This is a genomic window from Simplicispira sp. (genome assembly GCF_028687295.1).
In the GTDB taxonomy this organism is placed as follows: Bacteria; Pseudomonadota; Gammaproteobacteria; order Burkholderiales; family Burkholderiaceae_C; genus Simplicispira; species Simplicispira metamorpha.
Genome location: NZ_JAQUAL010000050.1, coordinates 1 through 20,144 on the forward strand (window position 1 = coordinate 1; position 20,144 = coordinate 20,144).

The following is a 20,144-nucleotide window of genomic DNA, read 5'->3' on the forward strand; positions in this document are numbered from 1 at the left end:
CAACAGCCAGGTGGGCAAATATGTCCTCTGGCTCATCCTGGCCTCCACCGTCATCAGCGGCATCAATGCGGTGGTGCGCAAGGTCTTCAACTACAGCTCCAACGCGTTTCTGGAAGTGCAGTGGTATCTGTTCGCAGCGGCCTTTTTGCTGGCGGCGGGCTACACCCTGCTGCAAGGCGAACACGTCAAGGTGGACGTGGTCTCGAGCCGCTTGTCCAAGCGCGCGCAAATCTGGATCGACATCCTGGGCTTTGGGCTCTTTCTCACGCCCGTGTGCCTGGCCGTGCTGTGGTACGGCGTGCCCTTTTTCATGCAGGGCTACCAATCGAACGAAATGTCCAGCAACGCGGGGGGGCTGATCCGCTGGCCGGTGTACGCCATGATTCCGCTGGGCTTTACGCTCTTGCTGCTGCAAGGCTGGTCAGAGCTGATCAAGCGCCTGGCCTTTTTGCAGGGCCTGATTGACGACCCCACTGCCAAGAAAACCGAGAAAACGGCCGAAGAAGAACTGGCCGAATCCATCCGCCGCCTGGCCGAGGCTGCCAAAAGCAACGCCCACTGAGCACCGAGCCCACCATGGAATTTCTCACCCACAACATCGCGCCGATCATGTTCGGCGGCCTCATCGTCTTTTTGCTGCTGGGCTTTCCGGTAGCGTTCAGCCTGGGCGCCTGCGGGCTGTTCTTTGGCTTCATCGGCATTGAGCTGGGCCTGCTGCCCGAGGCGCTGATGCAGGCCCTGCCGCTGCGCGTATTCGGCATCATGCAGAACGAAACGCTGCTGGCCATCCCGTTCTTCACGCTCATGGGCCTGATCCTGGAGCGCAGCGGCATGGCCGAAGACCTGCTCGACACCATCGGCCAGCTGTTCGGCCCCATCCGGGGCGGTCTGGCGTTTGCCGTGATTTTTGTCGGCGCTTTGCTGGCGGCGACCACCGGCGTGGTGGCGGCCTCCGTCATCTCGATGGGCCTGATCTCGCTGCCCATCATGCTGCGCTATGGCTACGACCGGCGCATTGCCACGGGCGTGATTGCCGCTTCGGGCACGCTGGCGCAGATCATTCCGCCCTCGCTGGTGCTCATCATCCTGGCCGACCAGCTGGGCCGCAGTGTGGGCGATATGTACAAAGGCGCCTTCCTGCCCGGTTTCATGCTGACCGGGCTGTACGCTGCCTTTGTGATGGCCCTGGCCATTTTCAAGCCCACCTGGGTGCCTGCGCTACCCCCCGAGGCACGCACCATCCGCGAAGACAACGGCAAGGCGGGCCTGCCCTCGTTGCTGGTACTGACCGCGCTGTGTACCGCAGTGGCTTTGTACCTGTCCAAGCATATGGTGGCCGTGCATTCCTGGTGGCAGGGCGAGGCCGTAGAGCAGGTGGCGCTGGACGAAACCGTGGTGGTGTCCATGTGCGCAGGCGTGACGCTGGCGTTTGTGGTGGCGGTGATCAACAAGGTGTTGCGCCTGGGCCTGCTCTCGCGCATGGCCGAGCGCGTCACGTTCGTGCTGATTCCGCCCCTGCTGCTGATTTTCCTGGTGCTGGGCACCATTTTCATGGGCGTGGCCACGCCCACCGAAGGCGGCGCCATGGGCGCGCTGGGGGCTTTCGTCATGGCCAAGCTGCGCGGGCGCCTGAGTGGCTCGCTGCTCAAACAGGCCCTGAACACCACCACCAAGCTGTCGTGCTTTGTGGTGTTCATCCTGATCGGTTCCACCATTTTTGGTCTGGTGTTCCAGGGGCTGGACGGCCCGCGCTGGGTCGAGCACCTGCTGGGCAACCTGCCTGGCGGTCAAACGGGCTTTTTGATCGTGGTGAACATCATGATCTTCTTCCTGGCGTTCTTCCTGGACTTCTTTGAGCTGTCGTTCATCGTGGTGCCGTTGCTGGCGCCGGTGGCGGACAAGCTGGGCATTGACCTGATCTGGTTTGGCGTGCTGCTGGCCGTGAACATGCAAACCTCGTTCATGCACCCGCCATTTGGTTTTGCGCTGTTCTTCCTGCGCAGCGTGGCGCCCACCCAGGCCTACACCGACAAAGTGACCAAGAAGCTGGTGCAGCCCGTCACCACCATGCAAATTTACTGGGGCGCCGTGCCCTTTGTGCTGATCCAGATTGTCATGGTCGGCCTGATCATTGCCTTCCCCGGCATTGTGTCGAGCAACATGGACAAGGCGGCGGTGTACGACATGGACCAGATTCGCCTGCAAATGGAGGCCGAAATGCAGCCCTCCGAGCCACCGCAAGACGAGTTGGCGCCCGAGCCCCAGGACGGGGCAGACCCGGCCAGCCCCGCGCCCGAGGCCGACGGCGCCAGCGCCGAGGACGACCCGCTCAAGGCCGCCCAGGACGCCATCAACGCCGAGAAGAAGTAACGCTGCTGTAGCCGCCAGACCACCTGTCTTCGGCGGCACTGCACAAAAAAGGCCCTGCGATGCAGGGCCTTTTTTTACGCCCCGCGCTGGGCCGTGCGGGCCTCAGCCCGTGTTGCGCAACCCGGCGGCAATGCCGTTGATGGAGATGTGGATACCCGTCTGCACCCGCTCGTCGCCCTGGCCTGCGCGCCAGCGGCGCACCAGCTCCACCTGCAAATGGTGCAGGGGGTCGATGTACGGAAAGCGGTGTTTGATGGAGCGTGCCAGCGCCGTGTTGTGCGCCAGGCGCTGCTTGTCGCCGGTGATGCGCACCAGGGCGTCGGTGGTGCGGTGCCACTCGGCTTCGATGGCGCCAAACACTTTTTTGCGCAGCGCGGCGTCCTGCACCAGCTCGCTGTAGCGCGAGGCCAGCGCCAGATCGCTCTTGGCCAGCACCATGTCCATGTTGGACAGCAAGGTGTTGAAAAACGGCCACTGGCGGTACATCTTGCGCAGCAGCGCCAATTGCGCCTTGGGGTCTTTGCCGGGGGCGTGCAAGAACGCCTCGACGGCAGCACCAAAGCCGTACCAGCCCGGCAGCGTCAGGCGGCACTGGCCCCAGCTGAAGCCCCAGGGGATGGCGCGCAAATCCTCAATCTTCTGGCTGGGCTTGCGCGAGGCCGGGCGCGAGCCGATGTTCAGCTCGGCCACCTCGCGGATCGGCGTGGAGTTGAAGAAATAGTCGGTGAAACCGGGGGTTTCATAGACCAGCGCACGGTAGGCCGCCATGCTGTCCTGCGACAGCTGCGCTGCCGCCGACAAAAATGCGGGCGTGGCCGGCTTGGTGGGCTGCAACAGCGTCGCCTCCAGCGTGGCGGCGACCAGCGTTTCCAGGTTGCGCCGGCCAATTTCGGGGTTGGCGTATTTGGAGGCAATCACCTCGCCCTGCTCGGTCAGGCGGATTTGTCCGCGCACCGTGCCCGGTGGCTGCGCCAAGATGGCCTGGTAGCTGGGGCCGCCCCCGCGCCCCACCGTGCCGCCCCGGCCATGGAACATGCGCAGCCGGATCGGCGTGGCCCCGACGCCCTGCGAGAGTTCATCAAACAGCGCCACCAGTGCGATTTCGGCGCGGTACAGCTCCCAGTTGCTGGTGAAGATGCCGCCGTCCTTGTTGCTGTCGGAGTAGCCCAGCATGATGTCTTGTTCGCCGCCGCTGCGGCGCACCAGCGCGGCCACGCCGGGCAGGGCATAGAAGGCGCGCATGATGGGCGCGGCGTTGCGCAGGTCTTCGATGGTTTCGAACAGCGGCACCACGATCAGGTCGGCGTGGGCCGGGGGGGCTACGTCCTCCAAAGTGCCGCGCACCAGGCCCACCTCTTTTTGCAGCAGCAGCACTTCGAGCAAGTCGCTCACGGTTTCGGTGTGGCTGATGATGTAGTGGCGAATGGCCTGGGCGCCGTAGCGCTGGCGCATCTGCAAAGCGGCTTCAAAAATGGCCAGCTCACTCTGGGTGTGCTCGCCATAGGCGGCGCCCATCACGCGCAAGGGACGTGCGTCTTGCAGCAGGCGCATGAGCACGGCGCATTTCTCGGCCTCGTCCAGCGTGGCGTAGTCGGGGGTGATGCGGGCCACGGCCAGCAGTTCTGCCACCACGCGCTCGTGCTGGTCGGAACTTTGGCGCAAATCCACGGTGGCCAGGTGAAAGCCGAACACCTCCACCGCACGGATCAGCGGGTGCAGGCGCTCGGTGGCGAGCGCGGCGCCGTGGTGGGCCTGCAACGAGGCGTCGATGGTGCGCAGCTGCGCCAAAAATTCTTCGGCGTTGGCGTAGGCGTTTTGCGGCGCCACGGCGTGGCGCGCAGCCTCGCCGCCGCTGAGCGCTTGCAGCGTGGCCGCCAGGCGCGCGTAAATGCCGGTGAGGGCGCGGCGGTAGGGCTCGTCCAGTCGGTGCTCGTTGGTGTCGGGCGAGCTGGCGGCCAGGGCCTGCATCTCGGGCGATACGCCTACCAGGCGCGCCGACAGCGACAAATCACCGCCCAGCAAATGCACTTCGGTCAGGTAGTGGCGCAGCGCCACTTCGCTTTGGCGGCGCAGTGCCTGCACCAGCGTGTCGGCGCCCACGTTGGGGTTGCCATCGCGGTCGCCGCCAATCCACTGGCCCATGCGCAAAAAGCTGTGTACCTGCTGCACACCCAGATCGCGCTCCAGATCGGCGTAAATGCGCGGAATCTCACGCAAAAAGGTCGCCTCGTAGTAGCTCAGGGCGTTTTCGATCTCGTCGGCCACGGTCAGCTTGCTGTAGCGCAGCAGGCGCGTTTGCCACAGCTGGGCCACGCGGGCGCGCAGCTGGGCTTCGTTGGCGGCCAGGGCGCGGGGCGTCAGGGCGTCTTTGGCGCTGTTGTAGAGCTGGGCGCGTTCGGTCACATCGTCGCGCACGGTCAGCAGCTGGGCGATGTCGCGCTCGGCATCCAGAATGCTTTTGCGCTGCACCTCGGTGGGGTGGGCCGTGAGCACGGGTGCCACGTAGCTGCTGGCCAGTGTGTCTGCTATTGTTTTAGGAGCTATTCCCGCCCAGCGCAGGCGGGCCAGGGCCACTTCGATGCTGCCTTCCTGGGTGTCTCCCGCGCGCTCGCGGATGGTGCGGCGTCGGATGTGGTGGCGGTCTTCGGCCAGGTTGGCCAGGTGCGAAAAATAGGTGAAGGCGCGGATCACGCTGACCGTCTGGTCGGCCGTCAGCCCTTTGAGGAGTTTTTTCAGGGCGCGCTCGGCCTCGTGGTCGGCATCGCGCCGGAAGGCCACAGACAGCTGGCGCACCTGCTCGATCAGGTCGAACGCGGCCACGCCCTCTTGCTCGCGGATGACGTCGCCCAGAATGCGCCCCAGCAGGCGGATGTCTTGGATCAAGGGCAGGTCTTTGTCGATTTTTTTCACGCTCACGCAGAGTCTCCTGGGGGTCGCAGCAGCGGGGGAGGGGAGGGTGGCTGCGACGGCGCAAGATGCTAGCATTCCCCGCTTCCTTTGCTACTCGAGACGATGCCCGTGAACCCGCACCCCTCCCCCCTCGTGATCGCCACGCGCGAAAGCCGCCTGGCCCTGTGGCAGGCCGAGCATGTGCAAGCCCTGCTGCGCGCGCGCGGCCACACCGTGTCGCTGCTGGGCATGACCACGCTGGGTGACCAGATTCTGGATCGCAGCCTGAGCAAAGTGGGTGGCAAGGGCCTGTTCGTCAAAGAACTGGAAACCGCGCTGCAAGATGGCCGCGCCCAGCTGGCCGTGCATTCGCTCAAAGATGTGCCCATGGAGCTGCCCGAAGGCTTTGCCCTGGCCTGCGTGATGGAGCGCGAAGACCCGCGCGATGCCTTTGTCTCGCCCACCTTTGCCTCGCTGGCCGAGTTGCCCCACGGCGCGGTGGTGGGCACCTCCAGCCTGCGCCGCCAGGTGCTGTTGCAGGCGCTGCGCCCCGATCTGCGCATTGAGCCCCTGCGCGGCAACCTGGACACGCGCCTGCGCAAGCTCGATGAGGGCCAGTACGACGCCATCGTGCTGGCGGCGGCAGGGCTCAAACGCCTGGGGCTGGATGCGCGCATCCGCACCATTTTTGATCCCACCGAGATGCTGCCCGCTGCGGGCCAGGGCGCTTTGGGCATTGAGGTGCGCACGGCCCGCTACGACCTGATTGAGGCACTGGCGCCGCTGGCGCACTGGCCCACCTGGCTTACCGTCACTGCCGAGCGTGCCGTCAGCCGCAGCATGGGCGGCAGTTGCTCCGTGCCGCTGGCCGCCCATGCGCGTCTGGAGGGCGATCAACTGCACCTGGACGCCGCCTGGGGCGACCCCGAAGGCCGTATCCCCTTGGTGCGCGCCCACGCCGCAGGCACCGTGCTGACGCTGGAGCAGGCCAACGCCCTGGGCCAGGCCGTGGCGACGCAACTGCGCGCAGGCGGTGCCATCGGCGTGGCGGGCGCCGCCGACAGCACCAGCGCGGGCTGACGCGGCCCATGCCGGTGCCGCGCACCCTCGTCACCCGCCCCGAGAGCGAGGCCGCGCCCTGGGTGGCCGCGCTGCAAGCGCGCGGCCTGCGGGCCCAGGCCCTGCCGCTGATCGCCATTGCCGCCCCCACCGATGCCGCCGCGCAGCAAGCCCTGCACACCGCGCGCCAGCACATCGCCCGCTATGACGCCGTCATGGTGGTCAGCGGCAATGCGGCGCAGCACTTTTTTGATCAAAAAACGGCTCTGGCCCTTTCTGGGTGCGCGCAAGCAGCTATCAAAACAAGAGTGTGGGCGCCCGGCCCCGGCACCGCCCGCACGCTGCAAGCACTGGGCCTGGATGCCGCCTGCATTGACCAACCCGCCGCCGATGCCGTGCAGTTTGACTCCGAAGCCCTGTGGGCGCAGGTGCAGGGCCAGATCACGCCCGGCGCGCGCGTGCTCATCGTGCGCGGCGCCCAGGCGGGCGATGCCCCCGCAGGCAGTGGCCGCGATTGGCTGGCGCAGCAACTGCGCACAGCAGGCGCCGCAGTGGACTGGGTGGCTGCCTACACACGCGCGGCACCGCAATGGACGCCCGCACAGCACGCCCTGGCACAGCAAGCGGCCAGCGACGGCACGCTGTGGCTGCTGAGCAGCTCGCAGGCCATTGCGCATTTGCGCACCGCCTTGCCTGCGCAAAGCTGGCAGGCTGCGCGCGCCCTGGCCACGCACCCGCGCATCGCGCAGGCCGCGCGCAGCGCCGGATTTGGCAGCGTGCAGGAATGCCGCCCCACCCTGGAGGACGTTGCCGCCTCGATAGAATCGGCGCCATGAGCTCCGCGCCTTCCCCCGACTTGCCCGCCGCCGCCCCCCCTGAGGCGGCGTTTGCTGCGGCAGCGTCGGCAGCAGCGCCCGCACCCTCGGACGCCCCCGGCACTGCACCGGCCAGCAAGGCCGCCCTCTACACCATGGCCGCCCTGGCCACCGTGGCCGTGGCAGGTCTGGCCAGCAGCGCCCTGCTGTGGCAAAAACTCAGCACCATCCAGGAGCAACTGGCGCGGCAAAGCGCTGATGCGGGCACGCAGGCCATTGAGGCGCGCACCATCGCCTTGCAAGCCCAAGAGCAAGCACGCGACACCGCCACGCGCGTGACCGTGGCCGAAACGCGCCTGAACGAAGTCGCCTTGCAGCGCAGCCAGCTTGAAGCACTGATGCAAAGCCTGTCGCGCTCGCGCGATGAAAATCTGGTCGTCGATATCGAATCGGCCCTGCGCCTGGCGCAGCAGCAAGCCCAGCTCACCGGCAGCCTGGAACCGCTGGTGGCCACCCTCAAAAGCGCCCAGCAACGCATAGAGCGTGCCGCCCAGCCCCGCCTGGCGCCGCTGCAGCGCGCCCTGGAGCGTGACCTGCAGCGCATCACCAGCGCCAGCGTGACCGACACCGCCGGGCTGCTGGCCCGCCTGGACGATCTGGTGCGCCAGGTGGACGACCTGCCCGTACAAAACGCCGTGGCCCAGGCCGCCGCCACGCGCCGCCTGCAAGCGCGCCACGCCACCCACGATGCCGCACAGGCTGCGTCCGGGGCAGCGCAGGCCTGGTGGCAAACCGCCCTGCAACGCAGCTGGGAGGTGGTGCGCGACGAAGTGCGCGGTCTGGTGCGCGTGAGCCGCATCGACCAGCCCGAAGCCATTTTGCTGGCGCCCGACCAGGCATTTTTTCTGCGCGAGAACCTCAAGCTCAAGCTGCTCAATGCGCGCCTGGGCGTGCTGGCGCGCCAGTTTGATTCGGCCCGCGCTGATCTGGCTGCGGCCAGTGCGGCCATCAACAAATACTTCGACCCGGCATCGCGGCGCACCCAAAGCGCGGCCACGGTGCTGCAACAAGCCCAGGCGCACCTGAAAACCGCTGAACTGCCGCGCCTGGACGAAACCCTCTCTGCCCTGGCCACGGCAGCGGCCGGGCGCTAACGCGCGCAAAGAGATCGCCCATGCGTGCAGCCCTCTGGCTCCTGGCCCTGTTTGGTATCGCGGTGGCTTCGGCCCTGTTTGCGGGCAACAACCAGGGCACCGTCACCCTGTTCTGGCCGCCCTACCGGCTGGATTTGTCGCTCAACATGGTGCTGCTGCTGCTGGCACTGGGCTTTGTCACGCTCTATGCCGCACTGCGCGCCCTGGCCGCACTGCTGGCGCTGCCACACGAAGCGCGCCGCTGGCGCCTGCAACAAAAAGAGCGCGCCATGCACGCTGCCTTGATGGACGCGGTGGCCCAGTTCATGGCCGGGCGCTTTCTGCGCTCGCGCAAAGCCGCCCTGGCCGCGCTGGCCCAGGAAGGCGCACTGGCCCAGGCGGGCGAGGCCGTGCCGCATGGCCGCCAGCTGCGTGCCCTGGCCCACTTGGTGGCCGCCGAAGACTCGCAGGCCCTGCAAGACCGCACCCAGCGCGAACACCACCTGGAGCGCGCCCTGGAGCACGCCCCCCAACACGGCACCGCCCACGAACAGGAACTGCGCGAAGGCATACAAATGCGTGCCGCGCGCTGGGCGCTGGAAGACCGCGATGCCCGCACCGCGTTGCAATGGCTGGCCAGCCTGCCCCAGGGCGCCGCGCGGCGTACGCTGGCGCTGCGCATCAAACTCAAGGCCAGCCGCCACGCCCACCAGACGCAAGACGCCCTGGACACCGCCCGCCTGCTGGGCAAGCACCGGGCGTTTTCGGCGGCGGCCGCGCAAAGCATCGTGCGCGGGCTGGCCATGGAGCTGATCGACGGGGCGCACGACCCCGCGCAGTTGCAGCAAGTCTGGCAATCGCTGGAAAACAGCGAGCGCGCCATGCCCGAGCTGGCCGTCCACGCTGCGCAGCGCCTGGCCAGCCTGGGCGGCGAGCGCGCGCTGGTGCGCCACTGGCTGCTGCCCGCATGGCAGCAAATGGTGGACAACCCCGGCGCGCTGGCCGGGCCCCATGCCCTCAAGCTGGTGCGCGCCCTGGAGGCCGGGCTGGACGCGCTCGATGCCCCCTGGTTGGCGCGCATAGAAACCGCCGCCCAGGCCAACCCGCGCGATGCCCGTTTGCAGTACCTGGCGGGCATGGCCTGCCTGCAACGCCAGCTGTGGGGCAAAGCCCAGCAGTTGCTGACCCAGTCCACCCAGCAATTGCAAGATGCCAGCCTGCGCCGCAGCGCCTGGCAACGCCTGGCCGAACTGGCTGAGCAGCGCGGCGATGGCCACGCCGCCGCACAGGCCTGGAAAAGCGCCGCCCTCGCAGACTGACGCCTGCGCCAGCGCCCCCCAGGCAGCAGGGGCGCACACCTGCCATGCACGGAATTTGAACTTTTCGGCCCGCAGTGCATTCAATTTCTTTGAAGCAAAACGTCAATTCCATTGGAACTGGAAGAAGCGTCTGCTTTCTACACTGCCTCTAACCACGAATATTTGCCGCGTCCCGAGCGCTGGCCATTGGAACCACACACACCATGCCATCCACTTCCACCCCGCCATCCACCACGGCGCGCTACAGCACCACCGCCATCGTCCTGCACTGGCTGCTGGGGCTGTCGCTGATGGCGCTTTTGGGTGTGGGCCTGTACATGACCGGCCTGCCGTTTTCGCCCCAGCGGCTCAAGCTCTACAACTGGCACAAATGGGCTGGCGTGGCGATTCTGGCGCTGTCGCTGGCACGGCTGCTGTGGCGCCTGATGCACCGCCCGCCCGCCTTGCCCCATGCTGTGGCCGTGCGCATGCCCGGCTGGCAAAAAGCGCTCCACCATGGCACCCACCACCTGCTGTACGTGCTGTTCTTTGCCGTGCCGCTGACGGGCTGGGCCTACAGCTCGGCGGCGGGTTTTCCTATCGTCTTTCTGGGTGTGCTGCCGCTGCCCGACTTCGTGGCAGCAGACAAGGCGCTGGCCGAAGCCATCAAGCCTTGGCACGCCTACAGCGCCCACGCCCTGGCCAACCTGGCGGCGCTGCACATTGCAGCGGCCCTCAAGCACCACGCCATCGGCCGCGACGGCCTGCTGGCACGCATGTGGCCTGCGGGCAAGCGCACCGCGCACTGAACCAACTGCCGCCACCGTACTCAGACCCCCTCTTTACCTGCGTTGACCTTGCCCATGACCATTTCCTCTTTTGCTCCCGCCGTTGTGCTCAGCAGCCTGGCGCTGCTGGTGGCTGTGCCCGCCCACGCCCAGCAAGCATTGCAGCCTGCCCAAAGCAGCATCCAGTTCACCGCCAAGCAAATGGGCGTGCCGCTGGAAGGCCACTTCAAAAAATTTGGCGCACAAATCGCCTTTGACCCAGCCAAGCTGGCCACCAGCCGCATCGCCTTTACGGTGGACACCGGCAGCGCCACCCTGGGCTCGCGTGAAACCGATGCCGAGCTGCCCAAGCCCACCTGGTTCAACGTGCCCCAGTTTCCGCAGGCCACCTTCCAGTCCAGCAGCATCAAGGCGCTGGGCGGCGGCAAGTTTGACGTGGCGGGCAAGCTCACCATCAAAGGCCAGAGCCGCGATGTGACCGTGCCCGTGACGCTGACCCAGAGCGGCGCCACCACCACCGCCACCGGCACGCTGGCCCTCAAGCGCCTGGCCTACAAGATTGGCGAGAACGAGTGGGCCGACACCTCCATGGTGGCCGACGATGTGCAAGTGCAATTCAAGCTCGCGCTGACCGGCGTGGGCAAGCTGTGATTTTTCCGATTTCTGTGGTTTCCATTCCCTTTGTTTCAGGAGTTTTTTTGATGCGCCAATCCCTTTTCGCCCTCGCCGCCATTGCCGCCACCCTGGCTACCAGCGCTGTGCAAGCTGCCCCCGCCGCTTATGCCATCGACCCCACGCACACCTTCGCCACCTTCGAGATCAGCCACTTTGGCGCCTCCGTGAACCGGGGCCGTTTTGACAAGAAGGAAGGCACTGTGCAGTTCGACAAAGCGGGCAAGAGCGGCAAGGTGGACATCACCTTTGACGTGGCCTCGGTCAACACGGGCACCGCTGCTTTCGACAAGCACCTGCAAAGCGCCGACATTTTTGACGTGGCCAAGCATCCCACGGCCAAGTTTGTCTCGGACAAGTTCCACTTCGAGGGCGACAAGGTCAAGTCCGTGGAAGGCCAGCTGACGCTGTTGGGCAAGACCCAGCCCGTCACGCTCAAGGCCAACCAGTTTGCCTGCTACGACAGCCCCATGCTCAAGCGTGAAGTGTGCGGTGGCGACTTTGAAGCCACCATTGACCGCACCGCTTTCGGCCTGAACTACGGCGTCGATTGGGGCTTCCCGAAGAACGTGCGCCTGGTGGTGCAGATCGAGGCCGTCAAGCAATAAGCGCCTTTGCGCGCTTTCCCGCGCCAGCCAGCCCCACCGGGCTGGCTTTTTTTATGCCCGCTGGCAGCAAAAATTTCTTTAAGGTAAACTGATTACGTTTAGTGAAACCAACACCCCACCAGGAGACTTTGATGACCACTGCCGCCAAGCCCGATCTGGCCAGCCTGCCGCCCGCAGCCCCCGTCCAGCAGTTGCACCACTTCGCCTACAAGGCGCGTGATGCCGAAGAAACCCGCCACTTCTACGAAGACATTCTGGGCCTGCCGCTCTACCACATCATCCAGAGCGACTACGTGCCCTCTACGGGCGAATACTGCCCCTACACGCACTTCTTCTTCCGCCTGCAAGACGGCTCGTTCATCGCGTTTTTTGACATCGGTGACGACGTCAAGGCCGAGCCATCGCCGAACACGCCGCTGTGGATCAACCACGTGGCCTTCCGCGTCAACACCGTGCAAGAGCTGGAAAACACCAAGGCGCGCCTGGAAGCGCACGGCGTGGAAGTGCTGGGCGTGACCGACCACCACATCTTCAAGAGCATTTACTTCTTCGACCCCAACGGCATCCGCCTGGAGCTGGCCGCGCAAGTGGCCGATGCCGAGCAAATGGCCAAAGACAGCACCGTGGCCCACGAGCGCCTGAACGCCTGGACGGCGCGCAAAGAGCAATGGCGCAAAGAGCGCGCCGAAGGCAAGGTGGACACGCTGCTCAAGCCCGAGACCAACGACCGCCCCGAGTTTGTGCCAGGCGCCGCCTGATTGCTATTTATTTGATAGCTGCTTGCGCTTACCGTGCAAGCGCTGGAGGCCAATTTGGCTTCAAATCTTGGCGCCCCAGAGGGCCGCGCGGACAGGCCGGTAAAATCGCCTGATACCGTCACCCGCCAACCAGACGGCATCCCTTGCAGGATGCCGTTTTCATTTGCCAAATCCCATGAGCGACACCCTCTCCCAACCCGGCCTTGCCAGTCTGTCCAAATCGTTTGAGCCCGCCGCGCTCGAAGCCCACTGGGGCCCCGAATGGGAGCAGCGCGGCTATGGCCGGGCAGGCGAGCGGGGCACCGGCACCGCCAGCGCCCAGGCACACGCACAAGGCCACGACTTTGCCATCCAGCTGCCGCCGCCCAACGTGACCGGCACGCTGCACATGGGCCATGCGTTCAACCAGACCATCATGGACAGCCTCACGCGCTACCACCGTATGCGCGGCTTCAACACCGTCTGGGTGCCGGGCACCGACCACGCTGGCATTGCCACGCAAATCGTGGTGGAGCGCCAGTTGCAAGAGCAGGGCATCAGCCGCCACGACATGGGCCCCACCCCCCCCGAGGCGCGCAAGAACTTCGTCTCCAAGGTCTGGGAGTGGAAAGAGCAATCGGGCAACACCATCACCACGCAAATGCGCCGCATGGGCGACAGCGTGGACTGGAGCCGCGAATACTTCACCATGGACGACAAGCTCTCCAAGGTCGTGACCGACACCTTCGTCAAGCTGTATGAGCAGGGCCTGATCTACCGGGGCAAGCGCCTGGTCAACTGGGACCCCAAGCTGCAATCGGCCGTATCCGACCTGGAAGTGGAGAGCGAAGAAAAAGACGGCTCGCTGTGGCACATCGCCTACCCGCTGAGCAGTGGTGAGGGCCAGCTGGTGGTGGCCACCACCCGCCCCGAGACCATGCTGGGCGACGTGGCCGTGATGGTTCACCCCGAGGACGAGCGCTACGCGCACCTGATCGGCCAGATGGTGAACTTGCCGCTGTGCGACCGCCAAATCCCGGTGATTGCCGACGACTACGTAGACAAAGAATTTGGCACCGGCGTGGTCAAGGTCACGCCCGCGCACGACCAGAACGACTACGCCGTGGGCCAGCGCCACCAGCTGCCCATGGTGTGCGTGCTGACGCTGCAAGCCACCGTCAACGACAACGCCCCGGAAAAATACCGGGGCATGGACCGCTTCGTGGCCCGCAAGGCCGTGGTGGCCGATTTGGAGGCCCTGGGCCTGCTGGTCGAAGTGAAAAAGCACAAGCTCATGGTGCCCATTTGCACCCGCACTGGCCAGGTGATCGAGCCCATGCTCACCGACCAATGGTTTGTCGCCATGCGCAAAGTGGGCGAGGGCGACGCCACGGGCAAGTCCATCGCGCAAAAAGCCATTGATGCGGTCGATTCGGGCGCCGTGAAGTTTGTGCCCGAGAACTGGATCAACACCTACCACCAGTGGATGAACAACATCCAGGACTGGTGCATCTCGCGCCAGCTGTGGTGGGGCCACCAGATTCCCGCCTGGTACGACAACGAGGGCAACGTGTACGTCGCCAAGAACGAGGCCGAGGCCCAGGCCCAGGCGCCCGGCAAAACGCTGCGCCGCGATGAGGACGTGCTCGATACCTGGTACTCCTCCGCCCTGGTGCCGTTTTCCACCATGGGCTGGCCCGAAGCCGCGCAGAGCGCCGCCCCCGGCACCGACGGCCTGAGCGACTACGACCTCTACCTGCCCAGCACCGTGCTGGTCACGGGCTACGACATCATCTTCTTCTGGGTGGCCCGGATGATCATGATGACCACGCACTTCACGGGCCGCGTGCCGTTCAAGCATGTGTACATCCACGGCCTGGTGCTGGACGCGCAAGGCAAGAAGATGAGCAAGTCCGAGGGCAACGTGCTCGACCCGGTGGACTTGATCGACGGTATCTCGCTCGAACCCCTGCTGGACAAGCGCACCCAGGGCCTGCGCCGCCCCGAGACGGCGCCCAAAGTGCGCAAAGACACGCAAAAAGAGTTTCCCGATGGCATCCCGGCCTATGGCGCCGATGCGCTGCGCTTTACCTTCGCGGCGCTGGCCAGTTTGGGCCGCAGCATCAACTTTGACAGCAAGCGCTGCGATGGCTACCGCAACTTCTGCAACAAGCTCTGGAACGCCTCCCGCTTCGTGCTGATGAACTGCGAAGGCCACGATTGCGGCCTGGCCGCGCACGCCGCCGCCGCCTGCACGCCCGGTGGCGATTACCTGGACTTCAGCCAGTGCGACCGCTGGATCACCTCGCAACTGCAAAAGGTGTCTGCTGACGTGGCCAAGGGCTTTGCCGAGTACCGCCTGGACAACGTGGCCAACACCCTTTACGACTTCGTCTGGAACGAGTTCTGCGACTGGTACCTGGAAATCGCCAAGGTGCAAATCCAGACCGGCACCGAAGCGCAAGCCCGCGCCACGCGCCGCACGCTGATCCGTACGCTCGAAGCCATCCTGCGCCTGGCCCACCCCATCATCCCGTTTATCACCGAAGAACTGTGGCAAAAGGTGGCGCCCGTGGCCGGACTGGCTGGCGAATCGGTGAGCATTGCCGCTTACCCCGAGGCCCGGCTGGACAAAATCGACGAGGCCGCCATGGCCCACGTCGCGCGCCTGAAATCGCTGGTGGACGCCTGCCGTACGCTGCGCGGCGAGATGAGCGTCTCGCCCGCCGCGCGCCTGCCGCTGTTCACCGTGGGCGACAGCGCCTTTTTGCGCAGCGCCGCACCCGTGCTGCAAGCGCTGGCCAAGCTCAGTGAGGTGAAGGTGTTTGACGACGAGGCCGCGTGGAGCCAGGCCGCCCAGGCCGCGCCCGTGGCCGTGGTGGGCGAGGCGCGCCTGTGCCTGCACATGGAAGTGGACGTGGCCGCCGAGCGCGTGCGCCTGGCCAAGGAGATCGCCCGCATCGACGGCGAAATCACCAAAGCCAGCGCCAAACTGAACAACGAAGCCTTTGTGGCCAAGGCCCCTGCCGCCGTCATCGACCAGGAGAAAAAGCGCGTGGCCGACTTTGGCGCCACCCTGGAGCGCCTGCGCGGCCAGCTGGCGCGCCTGGGCTGACATTTCCAACCATCAAAAATAATAGCTGTCAGTGCGCATCCATCCAGGGTTTCGGCATGAAAACCATGCCAAACCCTTGATGGACGTGCGTGAGCAGCACACTTTTCAGGAGCACAACATGCACGCCAGTCCCGTTCGCAAAGCCGTTTTTCCTGTCGCTGGCCTGGGCACGCGCTTTTTGCCCGCCACCAAGGCGTCGCCCAAAGAGATGCTGCCGGTGGTGGACAAGCCGCTGATCCAGTACGCCGTCGAAGAAGCCTACGCCGCAGGCATCCGCCACATGATCTTCGTCACCGGGCGCAGCAAGCGCGCCATCGAAGACCATTTCGATACGGCCTACGAGCTGGAGTCCGAGCTGGAGGCGGCGGGCAAAGAAGCGCTGCTGACGCTGGTGCGCTCGCTCATGCCCTGCGACATGCACTGCGCTTTTGTGCGCCAGCCGCGCAGCCTGGGCCTGGGCCACGCCGTGCTGTGCGCCGAGCCGCTGGTGGGCAACGAGCCCTTTGCCGTGCTGTTGGCCGACGATTTGATGGTGGGCGAAAGAGGCCATGGCAGCAGCAGCCCCGGCGTGATGGCACAGATGACCGCCGCGTTTGCCAAGCAGGGCCGATCGATGCTGGCGGTGCAGGAAGTGCCGCTGGAGCAGGTCAACCGCTACGGCATCGTGGCGGGTGAGCCCGCAGGCGGCCCGCTGATGCGCGTGGAGTACATCGTGGAAAAACCCACCCCCGAGAAAGCCCCCTCGCGCATGGGCGTGGCTGGGCGCTACATTCTGACGCCCGCCATTTTTGAAGAAATCCGCAGCCAGCCCAAAGGCGCGGGCGGCGAGATTCAGCTCACCGATGCCATCGCCCGCCTGATGGCGCACGAGGCCGTGTACGCCTTCCAGTACGCGGGCAAGCGCTACGACTGCGGCAGCAAAGAGGGCTTTCTGGAGGCCACCGTGGAGCTGGCCTTGCAGCACCCGCAAGTGGGCGCGCATTTCCGCGAGTACCTGAAGGGATTGGCGCTGTAAGGCGCGCCCGTCCGCCCGCTTCAGCGCCGGCGCAGCACGTGGATGTATTCCTCGCCCACGGTTTGCTGCTCTACCAGCTCGTTGCCGGTTTGCTTGGCAAACGCCTGGAAGTCGCGCAGTGAGCCGCTGTCGGTGGCCAGCACCTTGAGCAACTGGCCGCTGGCCATATCGGCCAGGGCCTTTTTGGCCTTCAAGATGGGCAGCGGGCAGTTGAGCCCGCGTGTGTCGATTTCCTTGCTGATGTCCATGGTGTGTCCTGGGCCGGTGTGGCCAACTTATTCGGTGCCGGTGCGCAGGGGCGGGGCCGCGTCCACCGCCTCGCGCCGGAAAAAATCCACAAACTGCGGCTCGTGGCCGCGTGCGCGCAGCCATTCGGCCAGCGCGTAGCCGGTGCCTGCGGGCCAGCACTGCACGCGCGCGGGCTCGATCAGGCGGTACTCCAGCAGCTCGGGCGAGAGCCGTACCTGGCCGTGGGCTACGGCGTGGTAGGCAATGATGACCTGGTTCATGCGCTGGAAGTCGTACACGCCGATGAGCTGCAACGCGCTCACTTGCAGGCTGGTTTCTTCGGCAATCTCGCGCGTGATGCCCTCTTGCGGCGTCTCGCCCGCCTCCATGAAGCCGGTGATCAGCCCGAACGCCTTGCCCGGCCAGGCGGCGTTGCGCGCCAGCAGCACTTTGCCGTCCAGCTCGACGATGGCGGCCAGCACCGGCGTGGGGTTGTTCCAGTGCGTCCAGCCGCAGGCGCCGCAGCGCAGGCGCTCGACCTCGCCGCCATCCTCGGTCTGCACGATGCGCGCCAACGGCGCAGCGCAGTGCGTGCAAAAGCGTGTTTCGTACTGCATGGGATGATTATTTTGATAGCTGCCAGCGCCCGCCCTGTAAGGGCTGGAGGCACTTTGGACTACACATTTGCATCAGGCCGGAAATACGCCGGTAGAGAGGTAGCGGTCACCCCGGTCGCAGACCACAAAGGCGATGGTGGCGTCGTGCTCGCGCGCGGCGATTTGCTGCGCCACCCAGCAGGCACCTGCCGCCGAGATGCCCGCAAAAATGCCTTCTTCGCGAGCCAGGCGGCGGCACATTTCTTCGGCATCGTCCTGGCTGACCAGCACCAGCTCATCGACGGCGCGCGGGTCGTAAATGGCGGGCATATAGGCCTCGGGCCACTTGCGGATGCCCGGAATGCGCGAGCCCTCTTGTGGCTGTGCGCCCACCACGACCACGTTGGGGTTTTTTTCCTTCAAAAAGCGCGATACGCCGGTGATGGTGCCCGTGGTGCCCATGGCCGAGACAAAGTGTGTGATGCGCCCGCCGGTTTGCTCCCACAGCTCGGGGCCGGTGGTTTCATAGTGGATGCGCGGGTTGTCGGGGTTGGCGAACTGATCGAGCACCCGGCCCTTGCCCTGCTTGACCATGCTGTCGGCCAGGTCGCGCGCGTATTCCATGCCGCCGCTTTTGGGCGTGAGCAGCAGCTCGGCGCCAAAGGCTTTCATGGTCTGTGCGCGCTCGATGGACAAATCCTCGGGCATGACCAGCACCATGCGGTAGCCCTTGATGGCGGCGGCCATGGCCAGCGCAATGCCGGTGTTGCCCGATGTGGCTTCGATCAGCGTGTCGCCGGGGCGGATATCGCCGCGCTCCTCGGCCCGCTGGATCATCGACAGCGCAGGCCGGTCTTTGACCGAGCCCGCCGGGTTGTTGCCTTCGAGCTTGCCCAGAATCACGTTGTTGCGCGCCGCGTTGTCCTGCGCACCGATACGCTGCAAGGCCACCAAAGGCGTGCGGCCAATGGCATCTTCAATAGTCGGATATTTCATGCGCGTACTGTGCCATAATTCGTGACTTCACAAATACCGCCCGGGTGGTGAAATTGGTAGACGCAGGGGACTCAAAATCCCCCGCCGCAAGGCGTGCCGGTTCGATTCCGGCCCCGGGCACCATATGACGGTATCAGGCCATGTCAGGCCACATCAAAAGCCCCTTGCTCCATAGGCAACGGGGCTTTTTCTTTGCCCCAAGCCGTGTCACGGGGCATCATGGCATCCCAACATTTTGTTGGTAGTTCTGTTGGTATCAGGCGCATACCAACAAACCACATACCAACAAACCACCCAAAGATGCACCGTGGCCCTGACCGACACCTTCACCAAGACCGCCAAGCACAGTGGCAAACCGGCAGGCGATAAGCACAGCGACGGCGGGGGCTTGTACCTGCACGTCACGGCTGCGGGGAAGTATTGGCGCATGGCCTACCGAATGCACGGCAAGCAAAAGACGCTGGCCGTTGGTGTCTATCCGGCGGTGTCGCTGGCCCAGGCCCGCGAAGCCCGCAAGCGCGCCAAGGCGCAATTGGCCCAGGGCATAGACCCCAGTGACGCAAAGCGCGAAGCAAAAGCAGCGCGCGCCACCGAAGCCGCCAACACCTTCGAGGCAGTGGCGCTGGCATGGCTCAAGGCCACCACCGCGCAGCGCACCGAGGGCACCAGCGAGCGCGCCCGCACTTGGCTGACCCGTGACGTGTTCCCCAGCCTTGGCAACCGGCCCATGGGCAGCATCGGCCCGCGTGATGTTCTGGCCGTGCTGCAAAAGATCGAAGCCCGTGGGGCACTCGATACCGCCCGGCGCGTAGGGCAGACCGTGGGGCAGGTGTTCCGCTTCGCTGTGGCCGCTGGCCTGGCCGAGCGTGACGTGACCACCGACCTCAAGGGCGCCTTGACCATCCCCCAAAAGAACCACCACCCAGCCATCACTGACCCGCTGGCGCTGGGCGCCTTGCTGCGCGCCATCCACGACTACACGGGCACACCCACCACCGTGGTGGCGCTGAAGTTGTCCACCATGCTGCTGGTGCGCCCGGGCGAGCTGCGCCATGCCGAGTGGTCAGAGATTGACTGGGACACGGCTACCTGGAGCATCCCTGCCGAGAAGATGAAGATGCGCGCCGCCCACGTCGTACCCTTTCCCCGGCAGGCCGTGGAGCTGCTGCAAAGCCTGCAACCATTGACCGGCAGCGGGCGCTACGTGTTCAGCAGCCTGCGCACGGCCAACAAGCCCATGAGTGAAAACACCGTGAATGCTGCCCTGCGCGGGCTGGGCTACAGCCGCGACGTGCAGACCGCCCACGGGTTCAGGGCCACTGCGCGCACGATCATGGATGAGGTGCTGAACGAGCGCGTGGACTTGATCGAGCACCAGCTTGCGCATGGCGTCAAAGATGCCAACGGACGCGCCTACAACCGCACGGCCCACCTGCCAGCGCGGCGCGAGATGCTCCAGCGCTGGGCCAACTACCTGGACACGCTGCGCCAGGGGCAGACGTAATCCACTTCAAGCGGGCATAGCACCGCATCACAGTTTGTAGCCACGCCTTACCCGACGGGGGACAACCGGGGCACCCTGACCCGGCGGCGCTGGCTTCTTTTCGGGGGTTGTGACAGGGAACGCATGAACCAAGAAAGTTTGAGGCACTGGCAACTGATACATGAAATATCGTTGACTGAGGCCGCCAGTCTTGTCCTAGTACTACAGCCGTAGATTTTCTTCAGGAGGAATGCATCCCCGACGCCGGTAGTGGAACAGCTGCGCCCGTCGTTGATGTCGCCTGCGCCAGGCAGACCAGCGCAGGATATGGTCTGCGCCGTG

Annotated in this window: 17 protein-coding genes and 1 tRNA gene; 14 read left to right on the forward strand and 4 right to left on the reverse strand. The window is 65.4% G+C overall.

The genetic code is table 11. From position 1 onward, the window contains the following. Together PHX69_RS07580 and PHX69_RS07585 are read left to right on the forward strand one after the other, a co-directional pair. The coding region (locus PHX69_RS07580; RefSeq protein WP_288043144.1) for a TRAP transporter small permease subunit at positions 1–562 on the forward strand (562 nt) is incomplete at its 5' end. Between the two features lie 14 nt (positions 563–576). After that, the gene (locus PHX69_RS07585) at positions 577–2,370 is read left to right on the forward strand and encodes a TRAP transporter large permease (RefSeq protein WP_288043145.1); all 1,794 of its coding nucleotides are present in this window, start codon (positions 577–579) and stop codon (positions 2,368–2,370) included. Between the two features lie 102 nt (positions 2,371–2,472). Here the strand turns inward: PHX69_RS07585 and ppc are convergent, their stop codons facing one another. Further along, a complete protein-coding gene (gene ppc / locus PHX69_RS07590) occupies positions 2,473–5,280 on the reverse strand; it encodes a phosphoenolpyruvate carboxylase (RefSeq protein ID WP_288043162.1) in 2,808 nt (935 codons plus the stop codon). 102 nt (positions 5,281–5,382) lie between these two features. Here ppc and hemC point away from each other — a divergent pair, with 102 nt between their 5' ends. The 10 genes from hemC (at position 5,383) to galU (ending at position 16,499) form a co-directional block, all read left to right on the forward strand. Further along, positions 5,383–6,339, forward strand: coding sequence for a hydroxymethylbilane synthase (gene hemC, locus PHX69_RS07595; protein WP_288043147.1), 957 nt, complete (start codon positions 5,383–5,385; stop codon positions 6,337–6,339). 8 nt (positions 6,340–6,347) lie between these two features. Continuing rightward, positions 6,348–7,154, forward strand: coding sequence for a uroporphyrinogen-III synthase (locus PHX69_RS07600; RefSeq protein ID WP_288043148.1), 807 nt, complete (start codon positions 6,348–6,350; stop codon positions 7,152–7,154). Then, complete coding sequence (locus PHX69_RS07605) at positions 7,151–8,287, forward strand: uroporphyrinogen-III C-methyltransferase (protein ID WP_288043149.1); 1,137 nt, start codon at positions 7,151–7,153, stop codon at positions 8,285–8,287. Before PHX69_RS07600 ends, PHX69_RS07605 begins: the two co-directional genes overlap by 4 nt. A gap of 20 nt (positions 8,288–8,307) precedes the next feature. Continuing rightward, positions 8,308–9,585, forward strand: a complete 1,278-nt coding sequence (locus PHX69_RS07610; protein WP_288043150.1) for a heme biosynthesis protein HemY — start codon at positions 8,308–8,310, stop codon at positions 9,583–9,585. Between the two features lie 203 nt (positions 9,586–9,788). Next, entirely contained in the window at positions 9,789–10,373 is a 585-nt protein-coding gene (locus tag PHX69_RS07615) for a cytochrome b (RefSeq protein ID WP_288043152.1), read from the forward strand. A 54-nt stretch (positions 10,374–10,427) separates the two neighbouring features. Then, the gene (locus PHX69_RS07620; RefSeq protein WP_288043153.1) at positions 10,428–11,003 is read left to right on the forward strand and encodes a YceI family protein; all 576 of its coding nucleotides are present in this window, start codon (positions 10,428–10,430) and stop codon (positions 11,001–11,003) included. A gap of 50 nt (positions 11,004–11,053) precedes the next feature. Beyond that, on the forward strand, positions 11,054–11,632 hold the full coding sequence (locus PHX69_RS07625) for a YceI family protein (RefSeq protein ID WP_119014751.1): 579 nt from the start codon (positions 11,054–11,056) through the stop codon (positions 11,630–11,632). A 131-nt stretch (positions 11,633–11,763) separates the two neighbouring features. Further along, complete coding sequence (locus PHX69_RS07630) at positions 11,764–12,390, forward strand: VOC family protein (protein WP_119014750.1); 627 nt, start codon at positions 11,764–11,766, stop codon at positions 12,388–12,390. Positions 12,391–12,565: 175 nt separating this feature from the next. Beyond that, positions 12,566–15,484: a valine--tRNA ligase gene (locus PHX69_RS07635; RefSeq protein WP_288043156.1), complete on the forward strand. Its 2,919-nt coding sequence runs from the start codon at positions 12,566–12,568 to the stop codon at positions 15,482–15,484. A gap of 118 nt (positions 15,485–15,602) precedes the next feature. After that, positions 15,603–16,499 (forward strand): UTP--glucose-1-phosphate uridylyltransferase GalU, encoded by an 897-nt coding sequence (galU, locus tag PHX69_RS07640; RefSeq protein WP_288043158.1) that lies wholly within the window; start codon positions 15,603–15,605, stop codon positions 16,497–16,499. A 20-nt stretch (positions 16,500–16,519) separates the two neighbouring features. Here the strand turns inward: galU and PHX69_RS07645 are convergent, their stop codons facing one another. From PHX69_RS07645 to cysM, 3 genes are all read right to left on the reverse strand, one after another. After that, positions 16,520–16,747: a sulfurtransferase TusA family protein gene (locus PHX69_RS07645; RefSeq protein WP_119014748.1), complete on the reverse strand. Its 228-nt coding sequence runs from the start codon at positions 16,745–16,747 to the stop codon at positions 16,520–16,522. Between the two features lie 27 nt (positions 16,748–16,774). Beyond that, positions 16,775–17,344 carry an NUDIX hydrolase gene (locus tag PHX69_RS07650; protein WP_288043159.1) on the reverse strand — a complete coding sequence of 190 codons (570 nt, stop codon included), beginning with the start codon at positions 17,342–17,344 and terminating at the stop codon, positions 16,775–16,777. Positions 17,345–17,416: 72 nt separating this feature from the next. Next, positions 17,417–18,319 (reverse strand): cysteine synthase CysM, encoded by a 903-nt coding sequence (cysM, locus tag PHX69_RS07655; protein ID WP_119014746.1) that lies wholly within the window; start codon positions 18,317–18,319, stop codon positions 17,417–17,419. Positions 18,320–18,357: 38 nt separating this feature from the next. Between cysM and PHX69_RS07660 the strand changes: the two genes are divergently transcribed. Then, positions 18,358–18,442, forward strand: a tRNA-Leu gene (locus PHX69_RS07660). Positions 18,443–18,626: 184 nt separating this feature from the next. Next, on the forward strand, positions 18,627–19,823 hold the full coding sequence (locus PHX69_RS07665) for a tyrosine-type recombinase/integrase (protein WP_288043160.1): 1,197 nt from the start codon (positions 18,627–18,629) through the stop codon (positions 19,821–19,823). Positions 19,824–20,144: the final 321 nt, after the last annotated feature.

Coding starts and splice junctions, on each gene's coding strand:
- PHX69_RS07585 (WP_288043145.1), top strand. CDS start 577: ATGGAATTTCTCACCCACAACATCGCGCCGATCATGTTCGGCGGCCTC.
- hemC (WP_288043147.1), top strand. CDS start 5,383: ATGCCCGTGAACCCGCACCCCTCCCCCCTCGTGATCGCCACGCGCGAA.
- PHX69_RS07600 (WP_288043148.1), top strand. CDS start 6,348: ATGCCGGTGCCGCGCACCCTCGTCACCCGCCCCGAGAGCGAGGCCGCG.
- PHX69_RS07605 (WP_288043149.1), top strand. CDS start 7,151: ATGAGCTCCGCGCCTTCCCCCGACTTGCCCGCCGCCGCCCCCCCTGAG.
- PHX69_RS07610 (WP_288043150.1), top strand. CDS start 8,308: ATGCGTGCAGCCCTCTGGCTCCTGGCCCTGTTTGGTATCGCGGTGGCT.
- PHX69_RS07615 (WP_288043152.1), top strand. CDS start 9,789: ATGCCATCCACTTCCACCCCGCCATCCACCACGGCGCGCTACAGCACC.
- PHX69_RS07620 (WP_288043153.1), top strand. CDS start 10,428: ATGACCATTTCCTCTTTTGCTCCCGCCGTTGTGCTCAGCAGCCTGGCG.
- PHX69_RS07625 (WP_119014751.1), top strand. CDS start 11,054: ATGCGCCAATCCCTTTTCGCCCTCGCCGCCATTGCCGCCACCCTGGCT.
- PHX69_RS07630 (WP_119014750.1), top strand. CDS start 11,764: ATGACCACTGCCGCCAAGCCCGATCTGGCCAGCCTGCCGCCCGCAGCC.
- PHX69_RS07635 (WP_288043156.1), top strand. CDS start 12,566: ATGAGCGACACCCTCTCCCAACCCGGCCTTGCCAGTCTGTCCAAATCG.
- galU (WP_288043158.1), top strand. CDS start 15,603: ATGCACGCCAGTCCCGTTCGCAAAGCCGTTTTTCCTGTCGCTGGCCTG.
- PHX69_RS07645 (WP_119014748.1), bottom strand. CDS start 16,747: ATGGACATCAGCAAGGAAATCGACACACGCGGGCTCAACTGCCCGCTG.
- PHX69_RS07650 (WP_288043159.1), bottom strand. CDS start 17,344: ATGCAGTACGAAACACGCTTTTGCACGCACTGCGCTGCGCCGTTGGCG.
- cysM (WP_119014746.1), bottom strand. CDS start 18,319: ATGAAATATCCGACTATTGAAGATGCCATTGGCCGCACGCCTTTGGTG.